General features: G+C 59.8%; 11 protein-coding genes. 7 read left to right on the forward strand and 4 right to left on the reverse strand.

Going from position 1 to position 15,884, the window contains the following annotated elements; all coding sequences use genetic code 11:
* Window positions 1-39: 39 nt before the first annotated feature.
* Both QYH43_RS06690 and QYH43_RS06695 read left to right on the forward strand, forming a co-directional pair.
* A complete protein-coding gene (locus tag QYH43_RS06690; protein ID WP_301156688.1) occupies window positions 40-1,767 on the forward strand; it encodes an autotransporter assembly complex family protein in 1,728 nt (575 codons plus the stop codon).
* Window positions 1,764-5,438, forward strand: a complete 3,675-nt coding sequence (locus QYH43_RS06695; RefSeq protein WP_301156689.1) for a translocation/assembly module TamB domain-containing protein — start codon at window positions 1,764-1,766, stop codon at window positions 5,436-5,438. The genes QYH43_RS06690 and QYH43_RS06695 overlap by 4 nt, the downstream gene beginning before the upstream one ends.
* Window positions 5,439-5,553: 115 nt before the next feature.
* Here the strand turns inward: QYH43_RS06695 and lpxH are convergent, their stop codons facing one another.
* Window positions 5,554-6,306, reverse strand: a complete 753-nt coding sequence (lpxH, locus tag QYH43_RS06700) for a UDP-2,3-diacylglucosamine diphosphatase (protein WP_095151626.1) — start codon at window positions 6,304-6,306, stop codon at window positions 5,554-5,556.
* Window positions 6,303-6,806, reverse strand: coding sequence for a peptidylprolyl isomerase (locus tag QYH43_RS06705; protein WP_095059567.1), 504 nt, complete (start codon window positions 6,804-6,806; stop codon window positions 6,303-6,305). Before QYH43_RS06705 ends, lpxH begins: the two co-directional genes overlap by 4 nt.
* Before the next feature lie 267 nt (window positions 6,807-7,073).
* Between QYH43_RS06705 and QYH43_RS06710 the strand changes: the two genes are divergently transcribed.
* Both QYH43_RS06710 and cysS read left to right on the forward strand, forming a co-directional pair.
* A complete protein-coding gene (locus QYH43_RS06710; protein ID WP_095059566.1) occupies window positions 7,074-8,771 on the forward strand; it encodes a glutamine--tRNA ligase/YqeY domain fusion protein in 1,698 nt (565 codons plus the stop codon).
* 15 nt (window positions 8,772-8,786) lie between these two features.
* The gene (gene cysS, locus QYH43_RS06715; protein WP_095151624.1) at window positions 8,787-10,169 is read left to right on the forward strand and encodes a cysteine--tRNA ligase; all 1,383 of its coding nucleotides are present in this window, start codon (window positions 8,787-8,789) and stop codon (window positions 10,167-10,169) included.
* A gap of 199 nt (window positions 10,170-10,368) precedes the next feature.
* On the opposite strand, the gene QYH43_RS26900 is transcribed toward cysS, so the two are convergent.
* Together QYH43_RS26900 and QYH43_RS06720 are read right to left on the reverse strand one after the other, a co-directional pair.
* Window positions 10,369-10,593 carry a helix-turn-helix domain-containing protein gene (locus QYH43_RS26900; protein ID WP_095059563.1) on the reverse strand — a complete coding sequence of 75 codons (225 nt, stop codon included), beginning with the start codon at window positions 10,591-10,593 and terminating at the stop codon, window positions 10,369-10,371.
* On the reverse strand, window positions 10,590-12,419 hold the full coding sequence (locus QYH43_RS06720; protein ID WP_301156690.1) for a sigma-54-dependent Fis family transcriptional regulator: 1,830 nt from the start codon (window positions 12,417-12,419) through the stop codon (window positions 10,590-10,592). Before QYH43_RS06720 ends, QYH43_RS26900 begins: the two co-directional genes overlap by 4 nt.
* 393 nt (window positions 12,420-12,812) lie before the next feature.
* On the opposite strand from QYH43_RS06720, the gene QYH43_RS06725 reads away from it, so the two are divergent.
* The 3 genes from QYH43_RS06725 to QYH43_RS06735 are packed head-to-tail and all read left to right on the forward strand — an operon-like array spanning window position 12,813 to window position 15,882.
* Window positions 12,813-13,907, forward strand: a complete 1,095-nt coding sequence (locus tag QYH43_RS06725) for an ABC transporter ATP-binding protein (RefSeq protein ID WP_095151621.1) — start codon at window positions 12,813-12,815, stop codon at window positions 13,905-13,907.
* Window positions 13,907-15,019 carry an ABC transporter ATP-binding protein gene (locus tag QYH43_RS06730; RefSeq protein WP_301156691.1) on the forward strand — a complete coding sequence of 371 codons (1,113 nt, stop codon included), beginning with the start codon at window positions 13,907-13,909 and terminating at the stop codon, window positions 15,017-15,019. Before QYH43_RS06725 ends, QYH43_RS06730 begins: the two co-directional genes overlap by 1 nt.
* Entirely contained in the window at window positions 15,016-15,882 is an 867-nt protein-coding gene (locus QYH43_RS06735) for a carbohydrate ABC transporter permease (protein WP_020801179.1), read from the forward strand. The genes QYH43_RS06730 and QYH43_RS06735 overlap by 4 nt, the downstream gene beginning before the upstream one ends.
* Window positions 15,883-15,884: the final 2 nt, after the last annotated feature.

Genomic DNA, 15,884 nt, shown 5'->3' on the forward strand with positions numbered 1-15,884 from the left:
CTCTATCGCGCTCTCAAGCTCGTGATAGCATTCGCGCCTATGAAGTTTCCAGGAAAAATTACCAGTGGCGTGCTAATGCTGATTTCCAGCTGCACGGCGCTGGCGCAAAGTGAGTTGGATGTGCGGATCACACCGTCCAACAATGAACTGAAGGCCAATATAGAGGGCTATATCGGCAGCCTCGGTGATCGTGACGAAGAAGCCTTGCAGCGCTTCAGTCGTGGCGCCGAGGAACAGGCGCGCAAGGCCGCCCAGGCCTTGGGCTATTACCAGCCGCAGATTGACAGTGACGTGAAGGACGGCGACAAGCCGCGCCTGATACTGACCATCGACCCGGGTGAACCGGTGCATTTACGCAACGTCACGGTGCGCATCGACGGTCCTGCTGCCGCCCTCAAGTCCTTTCGTGTTCCCAATAGTGATGCCCTCAAAACTGGCGCGGTGCTCAATCACGGGCATTACGAAGACGCCAAACGGTTGATCCAGAACCAGGCGTCGCGTTACGGCTTCTTCAGCGGTCATTTCACGCGCTCAAAATTGTCGGTGGACCCGCGTGCCGGTGTCGCCGATATCGAACTGATCTACGACAGCGGCCCGCGCTATGCCTTTGGCAACGTCGGATTCAAGGGCGACTCGCCGTTCGACGAAGGCTTGCTGCAACGCATGGTGCCGTTCAAGGCCGGTGAACCGTACGACTCGGAATTGATCGCCGAACTCAATCAGAACCTGCAATCGAGCGGCTACTTCGAAAGTGTGCGCGTGGACGCAGCGCCTGCGGCGTCCAAAGACAATGTCATCCCGGTGGACGTCGAACTGGATACCCGCAAGCCCCGGACGATGGGCCTCGGCCTCGGTTACTCCACCGACGTCGGGCCGCGGGTCAAGGCTAACTGGACCCGGCACTGGGTCAATCCGCAAGGACACAGTTATGGCTGGGAAACCGAAGTCTCGGCGCCCCGGCAAAACGTCGGCCTGTTCTATGACATTCCGCTGGATCCGCCCCTGACCGACAAACTGCGCTTTGCCGGTGGTTACCAGAACGAAGACATCGCCGGCACCGACACCCACAGCGAGCTGCTGAGTATCGGCCCGGAATGGCACAGCAAATTGCCCAGTGGCTGGAAGCGCGTGGTGTCGTTGAAATGGCAGCGTGAGGATTACTCACTGGGTGACGACGCTGGGTCGAGTACGTTGCTGATGCCCGGCGTGAGCTATTCCTACCTGAAAAGTGACAACCGCATTGACCCGCACAATGGCTATCGCCTGCAATTCGAGTCCAAAGTGGCGAAAGAAGGGCTGGGCTCCGACAACAACCTGCTTTACGGCACCGCGCTGGTAAAAGGTCTGACCACGGTGTTCGATAATCACCGTTTCCTCGGGCGGGTGCAGGTCGGTGGCAGTGCCACCAATGGCTATAAGTCCATACCGCCCTCGCTGCGTTTCTTCGCTGGTGGCGATCAGAGCGTGCGCGGTTACGATTATCAAAGCCTGTCGCCGGAAAACAACGAGGGCGACCGCATCGGCGGCCGTTACATGGTTGCCGCGAGCGCGGAGTATCAATACTCGGTCGCCGAAAAGTGGCGGGTCGCGACGTTCGTTGACCAGGGCAACTCTTTTAATACGCTTGAATTGCCGAACCTCAAGACCGGGGTCGGTATCGGCGTGCGCTGGGTGTCACCGGTGGGGCCGATCCGCCTCGACCTGGCCCATGCACTGGACGACGATGGCGGTATTCGATTGCACTTTTCCATGGGGCCTGAGCTGTGAATCGTGGCTTGAAAGTAACGCTGCTGGCGATTCCGGCACTGTTGATGTTGGTGGTTTTGACGCTGGCCACGGTATTGGGCACAGCAACGGGCAGCCGCTGGGCATTGGGTTTCGTACCGGGTTTGACCCTGGACAATTTTCAGGGCCGGTTGGGCGGACAGTGGAGCGCCGATCGCGTGCTGTGGCAGCAGGACAGCAGCCGGGTTGAACTGAGCAAAGTCATTTTCGCCTGGTCGCCCTTGTGCCTGACGCGCATGACGTTGTGTATCGAGCAGTTGAAGGCCGATCAGGTCAGCCTGCAATTTCCTCCCGGTGTCGAAGAAAAAAGTAGCGGGCCCATCAGTCTTCCGGATTTGAATCTGCCGGTGGCGCTCGAACTGGGAGACATTCAGGTCGGCAGCCTGCTGTTCAACGGCAGCGAAGAACTCAAGGGTTTGCAACTGGCGGCGCACTGGACGGTCAACGGCTTGCAGATCGACTCAGTGAAATTGCAGCGCGATGAACTGAGCCTGAACCTGTCCGGCCTGTTGCAACCGACGGGCAACTGGCCGCTCAAGGTTGAGGGCAAACTGACCCTGCCTTCACCGGGCACCGAGCCGTGGGCACTGGCGCTCAAGGTCGATGGCGACCTGCTGAAAACCTTGAACCTGAAAGCCGACAGCAGCGGCTATCTCAATGGGCAACTGACCGGTGAACTGCAACCGCTGGTGGAAAACCTGCCGGCCAAAGTGCGCATCACCGCCGATGGCTTCAAGCCGAGTGCCGATCTGCCAGATACCCTGCAACTCAATCAACTGGAACTGACCGGCGCTGGCGACCTGAAAAACGGTTACGCGCTACAAGGCAAGGCGAGTTTGCCGGCAGAGAAAGGCCCGGTCGCACTGGCGCTGCAAGGCAAAGTCGACGCCAACGGCGCACAAATCGCCGCGCTGGACCTGATCGCCAACGACAAACAAAGCCTCAAGCTCACCGGGCAACTGGATTGGAGCAAAGCCCTGAGCGCCGAAGCTAAAATCGACTGGCTGGACTTCCCGTGGCACCGGTTGTATCCGCTGATCGATGAGCCGGAAGTGGCGTTGCGCCGCTTCAACGGTGAGGTGTCCTACACCGACGGCAAGTACCTCGGTCATTTTGAGGCCGCTGCAGATGGCCCGGCGGGTGCCTTCACGTTGGCGAGCCCGTTCGCCGGCGACCTGAGCAAAATCTACCTGCAACAGATTCAACTCCAGGCCGGGCAGGGCAAGGCCGAAGGCCATCTGAACCTGCAATTCGCCGATGGCATCGCCTGGGACACCGCGCTGGACCTGTCGGCCATCAACCCGGCGTACTGGGTCGCGGAGTTACCGGGTACGCTGGCGGGAGCGTTGCGCAGCAAAGGCGAGATGAAAAATGAAACGCTCAGCCTCAACGCCGACCTGGACCTGAAAGGTAAATTGCGTGGCCAACCGGCGGTGATCCAGGCCAAAGCCGATGGCGTTGGCGAGCAATGGAACCTCAACGCGCTGCAAATCCGCCTCGGCGACAACAGCATCACCGGCAAGGGTAGCCTGCAACAGAAACTCGCCGGGCAGATCGATATCAAGCTGACGCGTTTGGCTCAACTCTGGCCGGAGCTGCGCGGCCAGATCAATGGTCGCGTGGATGTCGCCGGTACGCTCAAAGCGCCGCAGGGCAAGCTCGGGCTGCAAGGCGCGCAATTGGTGTTCCAGGACAATCGCCTGCAAAGCCTGAACCTCGACGCCACCCTCGACAGTGCGCAGCGGGCGAAAATCGACCTCAAGGGCAGTGGCATCCAGGCCGGTGACACGTCACTCGGGACGTTGACGGCCAGCGGTCAGGGCGACATCAAGAACCAGAAACTCGCCCTCGACCTGCAAGGGCCGAAGCTGAAACTGGCCCTGGGGCTGGACGGTGCGCTGGACAAAGGCGACTGGCGCGGGCGGTTGGCGAGTGGTGATATTCAGGCCGGTGGGCAGGACTGGAAGCTGCAAGGTCCGGCGAAACTCGAACGCCTGGCGGACGGTAAAATCAACTTTGGCGCCCATTGCTGGGCGTCCGGCCAGGCGAGCCTGTGCGGTGAAGATTCGCGCCTGATGCCGGAGCCGAAGCTGCGTTATCACCTCAAGCAATTCCCGATCGACAGCCTCGCCCAATGGCTGCCCAAGGATTTCGCCTGGCAGGGTCGACTCAATGCCGACCTGCAACTGGACTTGCCGGCCAGCGGCCCGAATGGCCTGATCAGCGTCGACGCCAGCGGTGGCACATTGCGCATCAAGGAAAAAGACCAGTGGATCGATTTCCCGTACCAGACCCTGAAACTCACCAGCAAGCTCACGCCTAAACGCATCGACACCGACCTCAATTTCGCCGGTGCCAAGCTCGGCGAGCTGATGCTCCAGGCGCAGATCAATCCGTTGCTCAAGAACAAACCAGTGTCGGGCTCATTCCGCTTGAATGGGCTGGACCTGTCGGTGGCGCGACCGTTTGTACCCATGGTCGAGAAATTGACCGGTCGTTTGAATGGCAGCGGTACGATCTCCGGTGGTCTGTTGGCGCCGCAGGTCAATGGCAGCTTGCAGCTCAGTGATGGCGAAGTGTCCGGCCCCGAGTTGCCGATGGAACTCAAAAACCTCAACCTGCAAGCGCTCATCGCTGGCGAAAACGTGCAACTGAACGGCGGCTGGAAAAGCGGCAAGAGCGGGCAGGGGACCTTGAACGGCAACATCGCCTGGGGTCAGGCGCTGGTGGTGGACCTGGCGCTCAAGGGCTCGCAGTTGCCCGTGACGGTGGAGCCTTACGCCAAGCTGGAAGTGGCGCCGGACCTGAAAATATCGATGAAGGGTGACGAGTTGGCCATCGCCGGCAAAGTGCTGGTGCCCAAGGGTGACATCACCATTCGCGAGTTGCCGCCTTCGACGGTCAAAGTCTCTGATGACACGGTGATAGTCGGTCAGCAGACAGAAGAGGGCAAGCCGCCGCTGGCGATGAAAATGGACATCGAAGTGCTGGTCGGTGACGAGAAGTTGAGCTTCGCCGGGTTCGGCCTGACCGCCAATGTGCAGGGGCATGTGCACATCGGCGACAACATGGACACCCGGGGTGAATTGTGGCTCAACGACGGTCGTTATCGCGCCTATGGGCAGCGGCTTTCGGTGCGCCGGGCGCGGTTGCTGTTTGCCGGACCGATCGATCAGCCGTATCTGGACATCGAAGCGATTCGCCAGACCGACGACGTGATCGCCGGTATTCGTCTGAGCGGCAGCGCCGAGCAACCGACCACGCAGATTTTCTCCGAACCGGCCATGAGCCAGGAGCAGGCATTGTCCTATCTGGTGCTCGGACGTCCGTTAAGTACCAACGGTGAAGACAACAACATGCTGGCACAGGCCGCACTCGGGTTGGGCCTGATGGGCAGCTCCGGGGTGACCGGTGGGCTGGCCAAGAACCTGGGGATCGAGGACTTCCAGCTCGACACCGAGGGCAGCGGCAACGCCACCAGCGTGGTGGCTAGCGGCAACATCTCGGAGAAGCTCAGCCTGCGTTATGGCGTCGGCGTGTTCGAACCGGCCAACACCATCGGCCTGCGCTACAAGCTGAGCAAAAAGGTCTACCTCGAAGTCGCCAGCGGTGTGGCCAGTTCGCTGGACATCTTTTACAAGCGGGATTTCTAAGCCGTATCCGCGCTGTGGCGAGGGCGCTTGCTCCCGCTGGGCCGCGAAGCGGATCAGAACACGGTCAATAAAATGTGGGAGCGAGCCTGCTCCCACAGGTTTTTGTGTGTGGCAGTCAGATCGAGGGAGCCTGCAATTGCGGCGGCGGGGTGAAATCGAACGGTGCCAGCGCAAACCCGCTGTCATCCACCTGCAATGCCCAGCCTTGACGGTCCCAATCCCCCAGCACAATGCGCCGTGCCGCTTGTTCGCCCAGTTGCAACTTGTGGATGGCGGGGCGGTGGGTGTGGCCGTGGATCAGGGTTTTCACGCCGTATTCCTGCATGATCCGCGGAATCTCCTCGGGCGTGACATCGACGATGTCATTGGCCTTCATCCGTGTTTGCGCACGGCTTTCACTGCGCAGCTTACGGCCCAGTTTATGGCGGGTACTCAAGGGCAAATGGCGCAGGATGAACAGCGTGATCGGGTTGCGCAGGTAACGCCGCAACTTCATATAGCCGACGTCGCGGGTGCAAAGGCTGTCGCCGTGCATCAATAGCACCGGCTCGCCGTTGAATTGCACGACACACGGATCCTTCAACAAGGTACAGCCGGCCTGTTTGCAAAAAGCCTTGCCGAGCATGAAGTCACGATTGCCGTGCATCAGAAAAATGGCCGTGCCGCTGTCGCTCAACTCGCGCAGGGCCTGGCAGATGGAACGCTGGAAAGGGGTCATGGCGTCGTCGCCAATCCACGCCTCGAAAAAGTCGCCCAGAATGTACAACGCACTCGCCGAGCGGGCGCGTCCGGCGAGCAAATCCAGAAACGCCCGGGTTATGTCCGGGCGCTCCTCTTCCAGATGTAAATCTGAAATCAGCAATATCACTCAATGATCTCGGCTTTCTCGATGATCACGTCGTCTGCTGGTACGTCCTGGTGGCCGGACTTGGAAGTGGTGGCCACGCCTTTGATCTTGTCGACAACGTCGGTGCCGGCGGTCACTTTACCGAATACCGCGTAGCCCCAACCCTGAGTGTTCTTGCCGCTGTGGTTGAGGAAGCTGTTGTCTGCCACGTTGATGAAGAACTGCGCGGAAGCCGAATGCGGCTCCATGGTGCGGGCCATGGCGACGGTGTACTTGTCGTTGGAGAGGCCGTTGTCAGCTTCGTTCTGGATGCTTGGGCGCTTGTCTTTCTTTTCTTTCATGCCTGGCTCGAAACCGCCGCCCTGGATCATGAAGTTACCGATGACACGGTGGAAAACGGTGTTTTCGTAGTGACCGGCCTTAACGTACTCGATGAAGTTGGCCACGGTGATCGGGGCTTTGTCGGCGTTCAGTTCGAGGACGATGTCGCCATGGTTGGTCGTCAGTTTGACTTGGGTCATGATCGGGACTCTTTTGAGTTGAAGCGTATTAAAGGAATTCGTGGTGTTGGAACCTCACGTTCCGCCACCGGTTCAGCCTGTCTCGGCCAAGGTGCGCAGTTTAGCGTGCCGGGCGCGAATTTCGAGGCTGTTTTTTCATTTAGAGCCTATTAAATACGACGGTTTACAGGGTGCGCTCTGTCAGGCACTTGACGGCATCGGCTATGATAGCCGCTTTGTTTTGTCCGGCCTTCATTACGGCCACGCACTTGTACGTTCAAGGATCCTATGAGCAAGCCCACTGTCGACCCTACCTCGAATGCCAAGACCGGCCCTGCCGTGCCGGTCAACTTCCTGCGGCCGATCATCCAGGCAGACCTGGACTCGGGCAAGCACACGCAGATCGTTACCCGTTTCCCGCCTGAACCCAACGGCTACCTGCACATCGGCCACGCCAAGTCGATCTGCGTGAACTTCGGCCTGGCCCAGGAGTTCGGCGGCGTCACGCACCTGCGTTTCGACGACACCAACCCGGCCAAGGAAGACCAGGAATACATCGACGCGATCGAAAGCGACGTCAAATGGCTGGGCTTCGAATGGTCCGGCGAAGTGCGCTACGCCTCGCAGTATTTCGACCAGTTGCACGACTGGGCGGTTGAGCTGATCAAATCCGGCAATGCCTACGTCGATGACCTGACCCCGGAGCAAGCCAAGGAATACCGTGGCAGCCTGACCGAGCCAGGCAAGAACAGCCCGTTCCGTGATCGCTCCGTGGAAGAAAACCTGGACTGGTTCGCCCGCATGAAGGCCGGCGAGTTCAAGGACGGCGCCCGCGTACTGCGCGCCAAGATCGACATGGCCTCGCCGAACATGAACCTGCGCGACCCGATCATGTATCGCATTCGCCATGCGCATCACCACCAGACCGGCGACAAGTGGTGCATCTACCCGAACTATGACTTCACCCATGGTCAGTCGGACGCCATCGAAGGCATCACCCACTCGATCTGCACCCTGGAGTTCGAAAGCCACCGTCCGCTGTACGAGTGGTTCCTCGAGCACTTGCCTGTGCCGGCCAACCCGCGCCAGTACGAATTCAGCCGTCTGAACCTGAACTACACCATCACCAGCAAGCGCAAGCTCAAGCAACTGGTCGATGAGAAGCACGTGCATGGTTGGGACGACCCGCGCATGTCCACGCTGTCGGGCTTCCGTCGCCGTGGCTACACGCCGAAATCGATCCGCAACTTCTGCGAAATGATCGGCACCAACCGTTCCGACGGCGTGGTCGACTTCGGCATGCTCGAATTCAGCATCCGCGACGACCTCGACCAGAGCGCGCCGCGTGCCATGTGCGTGTTGCGACCGCTGAAAGTCGTGATCACCAACTACCCGGAAGGCCAGGTCGAGAACCTCGAACTGCCATGCCACCCGAAAGAAGACATGGGCGTGCGCGTCCTGCCGTTCGCTCGCGAAATCTACATCGACCGTGAAGACTTCATGGAAGAGCCGCCGAAGGGCTACAAGCGCCTGGAGCCGGCCGGTGAAGTGCGTCTGCGTGGCAGCTACGTGATCCGTGCCGACGAAGCGATCAAGGACGCCGATGGCAACATCGTCGAACTGCGTTGCTCGTACGACCCGGAAACCCTGGGCAAGAACCCTGAAGGCCGCAAGGTCAAAGGCGTGGTGCACTGGGTGCCGGCCGCGGCCAGCGTCGAGTGCGAAGTGCGTCTGTACGATCGTCTGTTCCGTTCGGCCAACCCTGAGAAGGCCGAAGACAGCGCCAGTTTCCTGGACAACATCAACCCTGATTCGCTGCAGGTACTCACCGGTTGTCGTGCGGAGCCTTCGCTGGGCAACGCACAGCCGGAAGACCGTTTCCAGTTCGAGCGCGAAGGTTACTTCGTCGCGGATATCAAGGACTCGAAACCAGGTCAGCCGGTATTCAACCGTACCGTGACCTTGCGTGATTCGTGGGGCCAGTGATTCAAGGAAGTTAACGTGCTAACCATTTACAACACGCTCACCAAGAGCAAAGAAGTCTTCAAGCCTTTGGATGGCAACAACGTGCGCATGTACGTCTGCGGGATGACCGTGTACGACTACTGCCACCTGGGCCACGGCCGCAGCATGGTTGCGTTTGACCTGGTGACACGCTGGTTGCGCTTCAGCGGTTACGACCTGACTTATGTGCGCAACATCACCGACATTGACGACAAGATCATCAACCGGGCCAACGAGAACGGCGAATCGTTCGAAGCGTTGACCGAGCGCATGATCGCGGCGATGCACGAAGACGAAGCGCGCCTGAACATCAAGAAGCCGGACATGGAACCGCGTGCCACGGATCACATCCCTGGCATGCACGCGATGATCCAGACCTTGATCGACAAGGGTTACGCCTACGCCCCGGGCAATGGCGACGTGTACTACCGCGTCGGCAAGTTCATGGGCTACGGCAAACTGTCGCGCAAGAAGATCGAAGACCTGCGCATCGGTGCGCGCATCGAAGTCGACGAGTCCAAGCAGGACCCGCTGGACTTCGTGCTGTGGAAAGCCGCCAAACCGGGCGAGCCGAGCTGGGAATCGCCGTGGGGCGCCGGGCGTCCAGGCTGGCACATCGAATGCTCGGTGATGTCGACCTGCTGCCTCGGTGAGACTTTCGACATTCATGGCGGCGGCAGCGACCTTGAGTTCCCGCACCACGAAAACGAAATCGCCCAGAGCGAAGCGGCCACCGGCAAGACCTACGCCAACGCGTGGATGCATTGCGGCATGATTCGCATCAATGGCGAGAAGATGTCCAAGTCCTTGAACAACTTCTTCACCATTCGCGACGTGCTCGACAAGTACCACCCGGAAGTCGTGCGTTACCTGCTGGTGTCGAGTCACTACCGCAGCGCCATCAACTATTCGGAAGACAACCTCAAGGACGCCAAGGGCGCACTCGAGCGTTTCTACCACGCGTTGAAAGGCCTGCCGACTGTCGCGCCTGCTGGCGGCGAAGCGTTCGTCGAGCGCTTCACCACGGTGATGAACGACGACTTCGGCACGCCGGAAGCCTGTGCGGTGCTGTTCGAGATGGTCCGCGAGATCAACCGCCTGCGCGAGAGCGATATGAACGCAGCGGCCGGTCTGGCAGCCCGTTTGAAAGAACTGGCCAGCGTGTTGGGTGTGTTGCAACTCGAAGCCGATGACTTCCTGCAAGCCGGTGCCGAAGGGCGCGTGGACGCAGCCGAAGTCGAGGCGCTGATTGCCGCGCGTCTGGCAGCACGCGCCGACAAGGACTGGGCCGAATCCGACCGCATCCGCGACCAGCTCACCGCCATGGGCGTGGTGCTGGAAGACGGCAAGGGCGGCACGACCTGGCGTCTGGCTGACTGATTGCTGTAGTCGCTACAAACAAAACCCGCCTTGTGCGGGTTTTTGTTTTTAGGGGCTGCTCGCTAATTCTGCTCTGACAGGGCGGGCGTCATCGCTGGCAAGCCAGCTCCTACAAGGTCGCGCCGTTCGCCAAATTCACGTACACCTCGGGCACTGTAGGAGCTGGCTTGCCAGCGATGGGGCCTGTCCGGGCAACCCATCATTCCGTCTGGCGCAGCCGTTTGTAGAGGGTATTGCGACTAACCCCCAACCGCCTGGCCAGATACGAAATATTCCCCCCGCAGCCATTCTGCTCTGACAGGGCGGGCCCCATCGCTGGCAATCCAGCTCCTACAAGGTCGCGCCGTTCGCCAAATTTACGTACACCTCTGGCACTGTAGGAGCTGGCTTGCCAGCGATAGGGCCCGTCCGGGCAACCCATCATTCCGTCTGGCGCAATCGCTTGTAAAGGGTGTTACGGCTCACCCCAAGCCGCCTGGCCAGATACGAAATATTCCCCCCAGCCGCCTGCAACTGCCGATTCAAATCCTCCACATCATTCAAATCCACGGCAATCGGTTCCGCCGTCTCGACCGGCTCCATCTCCAGATCAACAAAGAAATCATCCGGCAAATGCTCCGGCCGTATCGGTTGTTCCTCGGCCATGGCCAGGGCTACCTGAATCACGCTGCTGACCTGACGTAAATTGCCTGGCCACGGGTGACGGCTGAACAGTTCCAGCACTTCGTGACTCAACCCGGCCCATTGGCTCGGCTCGCGGTGTTGTTCCCACAGGCGTTTGAACAGCGCCTCTTTATCACTGCGTTCTCTCAAGGGCGGCAATTCCAGGGTCAGGCCGCCGATGCGGTAGTACAAATCCTCACGAAACCGCCCCAACTGCACCTGTTCGCGCAACGAACGGTTGGTCGCGGAAATGATGCGCAGGTCCACCGGGAACAACTCACTGCTGCCCACCGGTTGCACGCAACGCTCCTGCAATACCCGCAGCAAACGCGCCTGGGTCGGCAGCGGCATGTCGCCGATTTCATCAAGGAACAACGTGCCTTTGTCAGCCTTGCGAATCAGCCCGATGCTGCCTTTCTGATTGGCCCCAGTGAATGCGCCTCTCTCGTAGCCGAACAGTTCAGATTCGACCAGTTCGGCGGGGATCGCGGCACAGTTCACCGCAATAAACGCCTGTTTGCTGCGAGAGCTGGCTTGATGCAGCGCTTTGACGAAAACTTCCTTGCCGACCCCGGTTTCCCCATGGATCAGCAACGGAATGTCTTTTTCCAGCAAGCGCTCGGCCTGGCGCACGGCTTTTTCCACGCGGCTGTCGCCAAAATGCAGGGTGTTCAGGCTGATCGCAGCAGGCGCCGCCACGGGTTCAGCAAACACTCGCGGCTGCACCGGCACTTGTTGCGGCCTTTTCAAAAGGCACTGAAAGCGGTTGCGCCCGGAAGCTTGCAGAGAGAAGGGCAGGCCTTCGGGTTGATTGAGCAGTTCCAGCAGCGAAACCTTGAACAGGCTTTCAACGCTGATCCGTGACAACCGAACGCCGAGCAAATTATCGGCGCGGCGATTGGCCGAAAGCACCTGGCCGCTCTCATCGAAAATCAGCAACCCGGCCCACTGGCTGTCGAGGTTGTTCAGCCCAGTGTTGAACGTCAGTTGAAAATGCTGACCGTGGAACAGGTTGAGGATCAGCCGGTTTTCCACGGTCTGGCTCATCATCTTGACCATGCCCAAGGTGTGGGACGGCGGCAGGTAGCTGTCGCTGGAGACGTCGAGCACCGCAATGACTTTGCGTTCAGCATCGAAAATCGGCGCGGCGGAACCGGTCATGAAACGGTTGGCCTTGAGGAAGTGTTCGTCATGCTCAATGTGCACCGCCTGCTCGCAGGCCAGCGCAGTGCCGATGGCGTTGGTCCCGCTGCAACGTTCCATCCAGCTGGCGCCGGCGCTGAACCCGCGGGTCAGGCTCGGTTCAATGAAACGCTGGGTCCCCCATGACGTCAGCACCTGGCCCTGATTGTCGGCGAGCATGATCAGGCAATTGGAGTTGCTGAGGATGTTCTCGTAGTACGGCAGCACTTCCTGATGGGTGGTCTGCACCAGGGAATGCTGGCTCTCCAGCAGTTGCGCGATGTCCGCGGCCGGCAATTGGTCGAATGTCGGCGTGCTCTGGTGACTGAGGCCGAACGCGCGGCAGCGTGACCAGGAGTCCTGGATGATGGCGTCGTGGGAGAGCGGCGAGGCGGGTGCGGCCATGGCAGTCGATCTCTGGGAAAGCTTTTATTGTTTTTATGGGTTTTGCACATCACGTTGAATCTCACACGTGACGGTTCTTGCGCGCCACGCCTTTGTAGGAGCCGGCTTGCTGGCGATGGCGATGGCGATGGCGATTTCGATGACGCCATCGCCAGCAAGCCGGCTCCTACAGGTGGCCGTGAACAGTCCGTAGAGTGTTGTTCACTATTGTTCATTGTCAATCGCTCGACTGTTCAATTGTTCATTTCAAATTGTTCATTTGTGTTCAGCAACGAACGCCATTTTTCTTCCTTTTTCAGGATTTCCAAACTGAATCAATAACTTGAGTTTTCTGGCACGAATGTCGCTGTAGTGCTCCGGTCGCTTGACTCAAAAAAATAAAAAGGCCGAGCCATGTCACTCACCCTGGAGCACGTCAGCCGCACCGTCGAGGGCCAGACCTGGATCGACGATGCCAACCTGAGTTTCGAACCCGGATCGTTCAACGTTTTGCTTGGGCGTACCTTGTCCGGCAAAACCAGTCTCATGCGGCTGATGGCCGGTCTGGATAAGCCTGACAGCGGTCGCATCCTGATGAATGGCGTCGATGTCACCCAGCGACCTGTGCGGTTGCGCAACGTGTCGATGGTGTACCAGCAGTTCATCAACTACCCGACCATGACGGTGTTCGAGAACATCGCCTCGCCGTTGCGACAGGCCGGGATCTCCAACGAACAGATCCAGAGCAAAGTGCTGGAAACCGCGAAGATGCTGCGCATCGAGAAGTTCCTCCAGCGGCATCCCCTCGAACTCTCCGGTGGTCAGCAACAACGCACGGCCATGGCCCGGGCGTTGGTCAAGGACGCGGAGCTGATCCTGTTCGACGAACCGTTGGTCAACCTCGACTACAAGTTGCGCGAAGAGCTGCGCCAGGAAATGCGCGAGCTGTTCAAGGCGCGCCACACCATCGCCATTTACGCCACCACCGAGCCCAACGAAGCGTTGGCCCTGGGCGGCACCACGACGATTCTTCATGAAGGCCGGGTGATTCAGAGCGGGCAGTCGTCCTCGGTCTATCACCAGCCGCAGTCAGTGCTGGCGGCCGAGCTGTTTTCCGAACCGCCGATCAACCTGATGCCGGGGCGCATTGCCGGCAATGAAGTGAGCTTCGCCAACTTCGTGCACTTCCCGCTGAACGTCGATCTGCGTCCGGTGGGCGAGGGCGAGTTTCGCTTCGGCGTGCGGCCCAGCCATATCTCGCTGGTGCCGAGTAACGACGACGACCTCGAGCTGGCAGTGACCGTCGAAGTCGCGGAAATCAGTGGCTCGGAAACCTTCCTGCACGTGCGCAACGAGCATTTCCTGTTGGTGCTGCACTTGCCCGGCGTTCACGAATACGACGTCGATGCGCCGATTCGCATCTACATCCCGACCCATAAACTGTTTGTGTTCGATGCGCAGGGGCGGCTGGTCCAGGCGCCGGGCCGGCGTGTCGCGAGGGTTGCCTGATGGCCGAAATCCGTTTGCAGAACCTCGCCCACAGCTACAGCAAATCCCCGGTGGGACCTGAGGATTATGCGATCCGCGAGATGGATCACATCTGGGAGCAGGGCGGAGCCTACGCCTTGCTTGGCCCCTCGGGCTGCGGCAAGTCGACCTTGCTCAATATCATCTCCGGGCTGCTCAGTCCGTCCCAGGGGCATGTGCTGTTCGATGGCAAAGCGGTCAACAACCTGACCCCGGAGAAGCGCAACATCGCTCAGGTTTTCCAGTTCCCGGTGGTCTACGACACCATGACGGTGTTCGACAATCTGGCCTTCCCGCTGCGCAATCAGGGCATGGCCGAGGCGAAAGTTCACAGCAAGGTGCAGGAAATCGCCGAAGTCCTCGACCTGCAGAATCTGCTGAGCAAAAAAGCCCGCAACCTCACCGCCGACGAGAAACAGAAAGTCTCCATGGGCCGTGGGCTGGTGCGTGACGATGTGTCGGCGATTCTCTTCGACGAGCCGCTGACGGTGATCGACCCGCACCTGAAGTGGAAACTGCGGCGCAAGCTCAAGCAGATTCACGAGCAGTTCAACATCACCATGGTCTACGTCACCCACGATCAGCTGGAGGCCTCGACTTTCGCCGACAAAATTGCGGTGATGTACGGCGGGCAGATCGTGCAGTTCGGTACGCCAAGGGAACTGTTCGAGCGACCCAGCCACACCTTCGTCGGCTACTTCATTGGCAGTCCGGGCATGAACCTGATCGACGTGCAGCCGCAACCGGGTGGCGTCGGTTTCGCGTCGACCCATCTGCCGTTGTCCGAGGCCATGCAGCAGCGCATTGCTGAATCGGAGTGGAAAACCCTGAAGGTCGGCATTCGTCCGGAGTTCATCCATGTGTGGGACGAAGCCTTTGATGACGCGTTGCGGGCAAACGTCGTACACGTGGAAGACCTCGGCACCTACAAGATCATGACCCTGAACCTTGATGGGGCTCCGCTGAAAGTGCGTCTGGCGGAAGACAAGCCGGTGCCACAAGGCACGGCGTACATCAGCTTTCCGGCGCAGTGGTTGATGGTCTATGCCGACGAGTTCCTGCTGGAGGCGCAAGCCCACGAGGTGCAGCGATGAACAAGGTGCAGAACAATAAAGCCTGGTGGCTGGTGCTGCCGGTGTTCCTGCTGGTGGCGTTCAGTGCCGTGATCCCGATGATGACGGTGGTCAACTACTCGGTGCAGGACATCTTCGACCAGTCCAGCCGCTACTTCGTTGGCGCCGACTGGTACAAACAAGTGCTGCTCGACCCGCGCCTGCACGACTCGCTGCTGCGCCAGTTCATCTATTCGGCCTGCGTGCTGCTGATCGAAATCCCCCTGGGCATCGCGATCGCCCTGACCATGCCGACCAAGGGCCGCTGGTCGTCGGTGGTGCTGATCATCCTGGCGATTCCGTTGCTGATCCCGTGGAACGTGGTCGGCACCATCTGGCAGATTTTTGGCCGGGCCGACATCGGTCTGCTGGGGGCGAGCCTCAAGGCCATGGGCATCAACTACAACTATGCGGCGAACACCATGGATGCCTGGGTCACCGTGCTGGTGATGGACGTCTGGCACTGGACGTCGCTGGTGGCGCTGCTGTGCTTCTCTGGCCTGCGGGCGATTCCGGACGTGTACTACCAGGCGGCGCGGATTGACCGGGCCTCGGCCTGGGCGGTGTTCCGGCACATCCAGTTGCCCAAGCTCAAGAGTGTGTTGCTGATCGCCGTGATGCTGCGCTTCATGGACAGTTTCATGATCTACACCGAGCCGTTCGTGCTCACCGGTGGCGGGCCTGGCAACGCGACGACCTTCCTCAGCCAAACCCTGACGCAGATGGCGATCGGGCAGTTCGACCTGGGGCCGGCCGCCGCGTTTTCGCTGGTGTACTTCCTGATCATCCTGTTGGTGTCCTGGCTGTTCTACACCGCCATGACTCACTCCGACGCCAACCGCTGAGG

The sequence above is a fragment of the Pseudomonas sp. C32 genome (genome assembly GCF_030417915.1).
Classification (GTDB): domain Bacteria; phylum Pseudomonadota; class Gammaproteobacteria; order Pseudomonadales; family Pseudomonadaceae; genus Aquipseudomonas.

Excerpts from the sequence above, each read along its gene's own strand:
- QYH43_RS06725 (WP_095151621.1), top strand. The coding sequence starts at position 12,813 with ATGTCACTCACCCTGGAGCACGTCAGCCGCACCGTCGAGGGCCAGACC.
- QYH43_RS06735 (WP_020801179.1), top strand. The coding sequence starts at position 15,016 with ATGAACAAGGTGCAGAACAATAAAGCCTGGTGGCTGGTGCTGCCGGTG.
- QYH43_RS06705 (WP_095059567.1), bottom strand. The coding sequence starts at position 6,806 with ATGACCCAAGTCAAACTGACGACCAACCATGGCGACATCGTCCTCGAA.
- QYH43_RS06730 (WP_301156691.1), top strand. The coding sequence starts at position 13,907 with ATGGCCGAAATCCGTTTGCAGAACCTCGCCCACAGCTACAGCAAATCC.
- QYH43_RS26900 (WP_095059563.1), bottom strand. The coding sequence starts at position 10,593 with ATGATGGGTTGCCCGGACGGGCCCTATCGCTGGCAAGCCAGCTCCTAC.
- QYH43_RS06710 (WP_095059566.1), top strand. The coding sequence starts at position 7,074 with ATGAGCAAGCCCACTGTCGACCCTACCTCGAATGCCAAGACCGGCCCT.
- QYH43_RS06720 (WP_301156690.1), bottom strand. The coding sequence starts at position 12,419 with ATGGCCGCACCCGCCTCGCCGCTCTCCCACGACGCCATCATCCAGGAC.
- QYH43_RS06690 (WP_301156688.1), top strand. The coding sequence starts at position 40 with ATGAAGTTTCCAGGAAAAATTACCAGTGGCGTGCTAATGCTGATTTCC.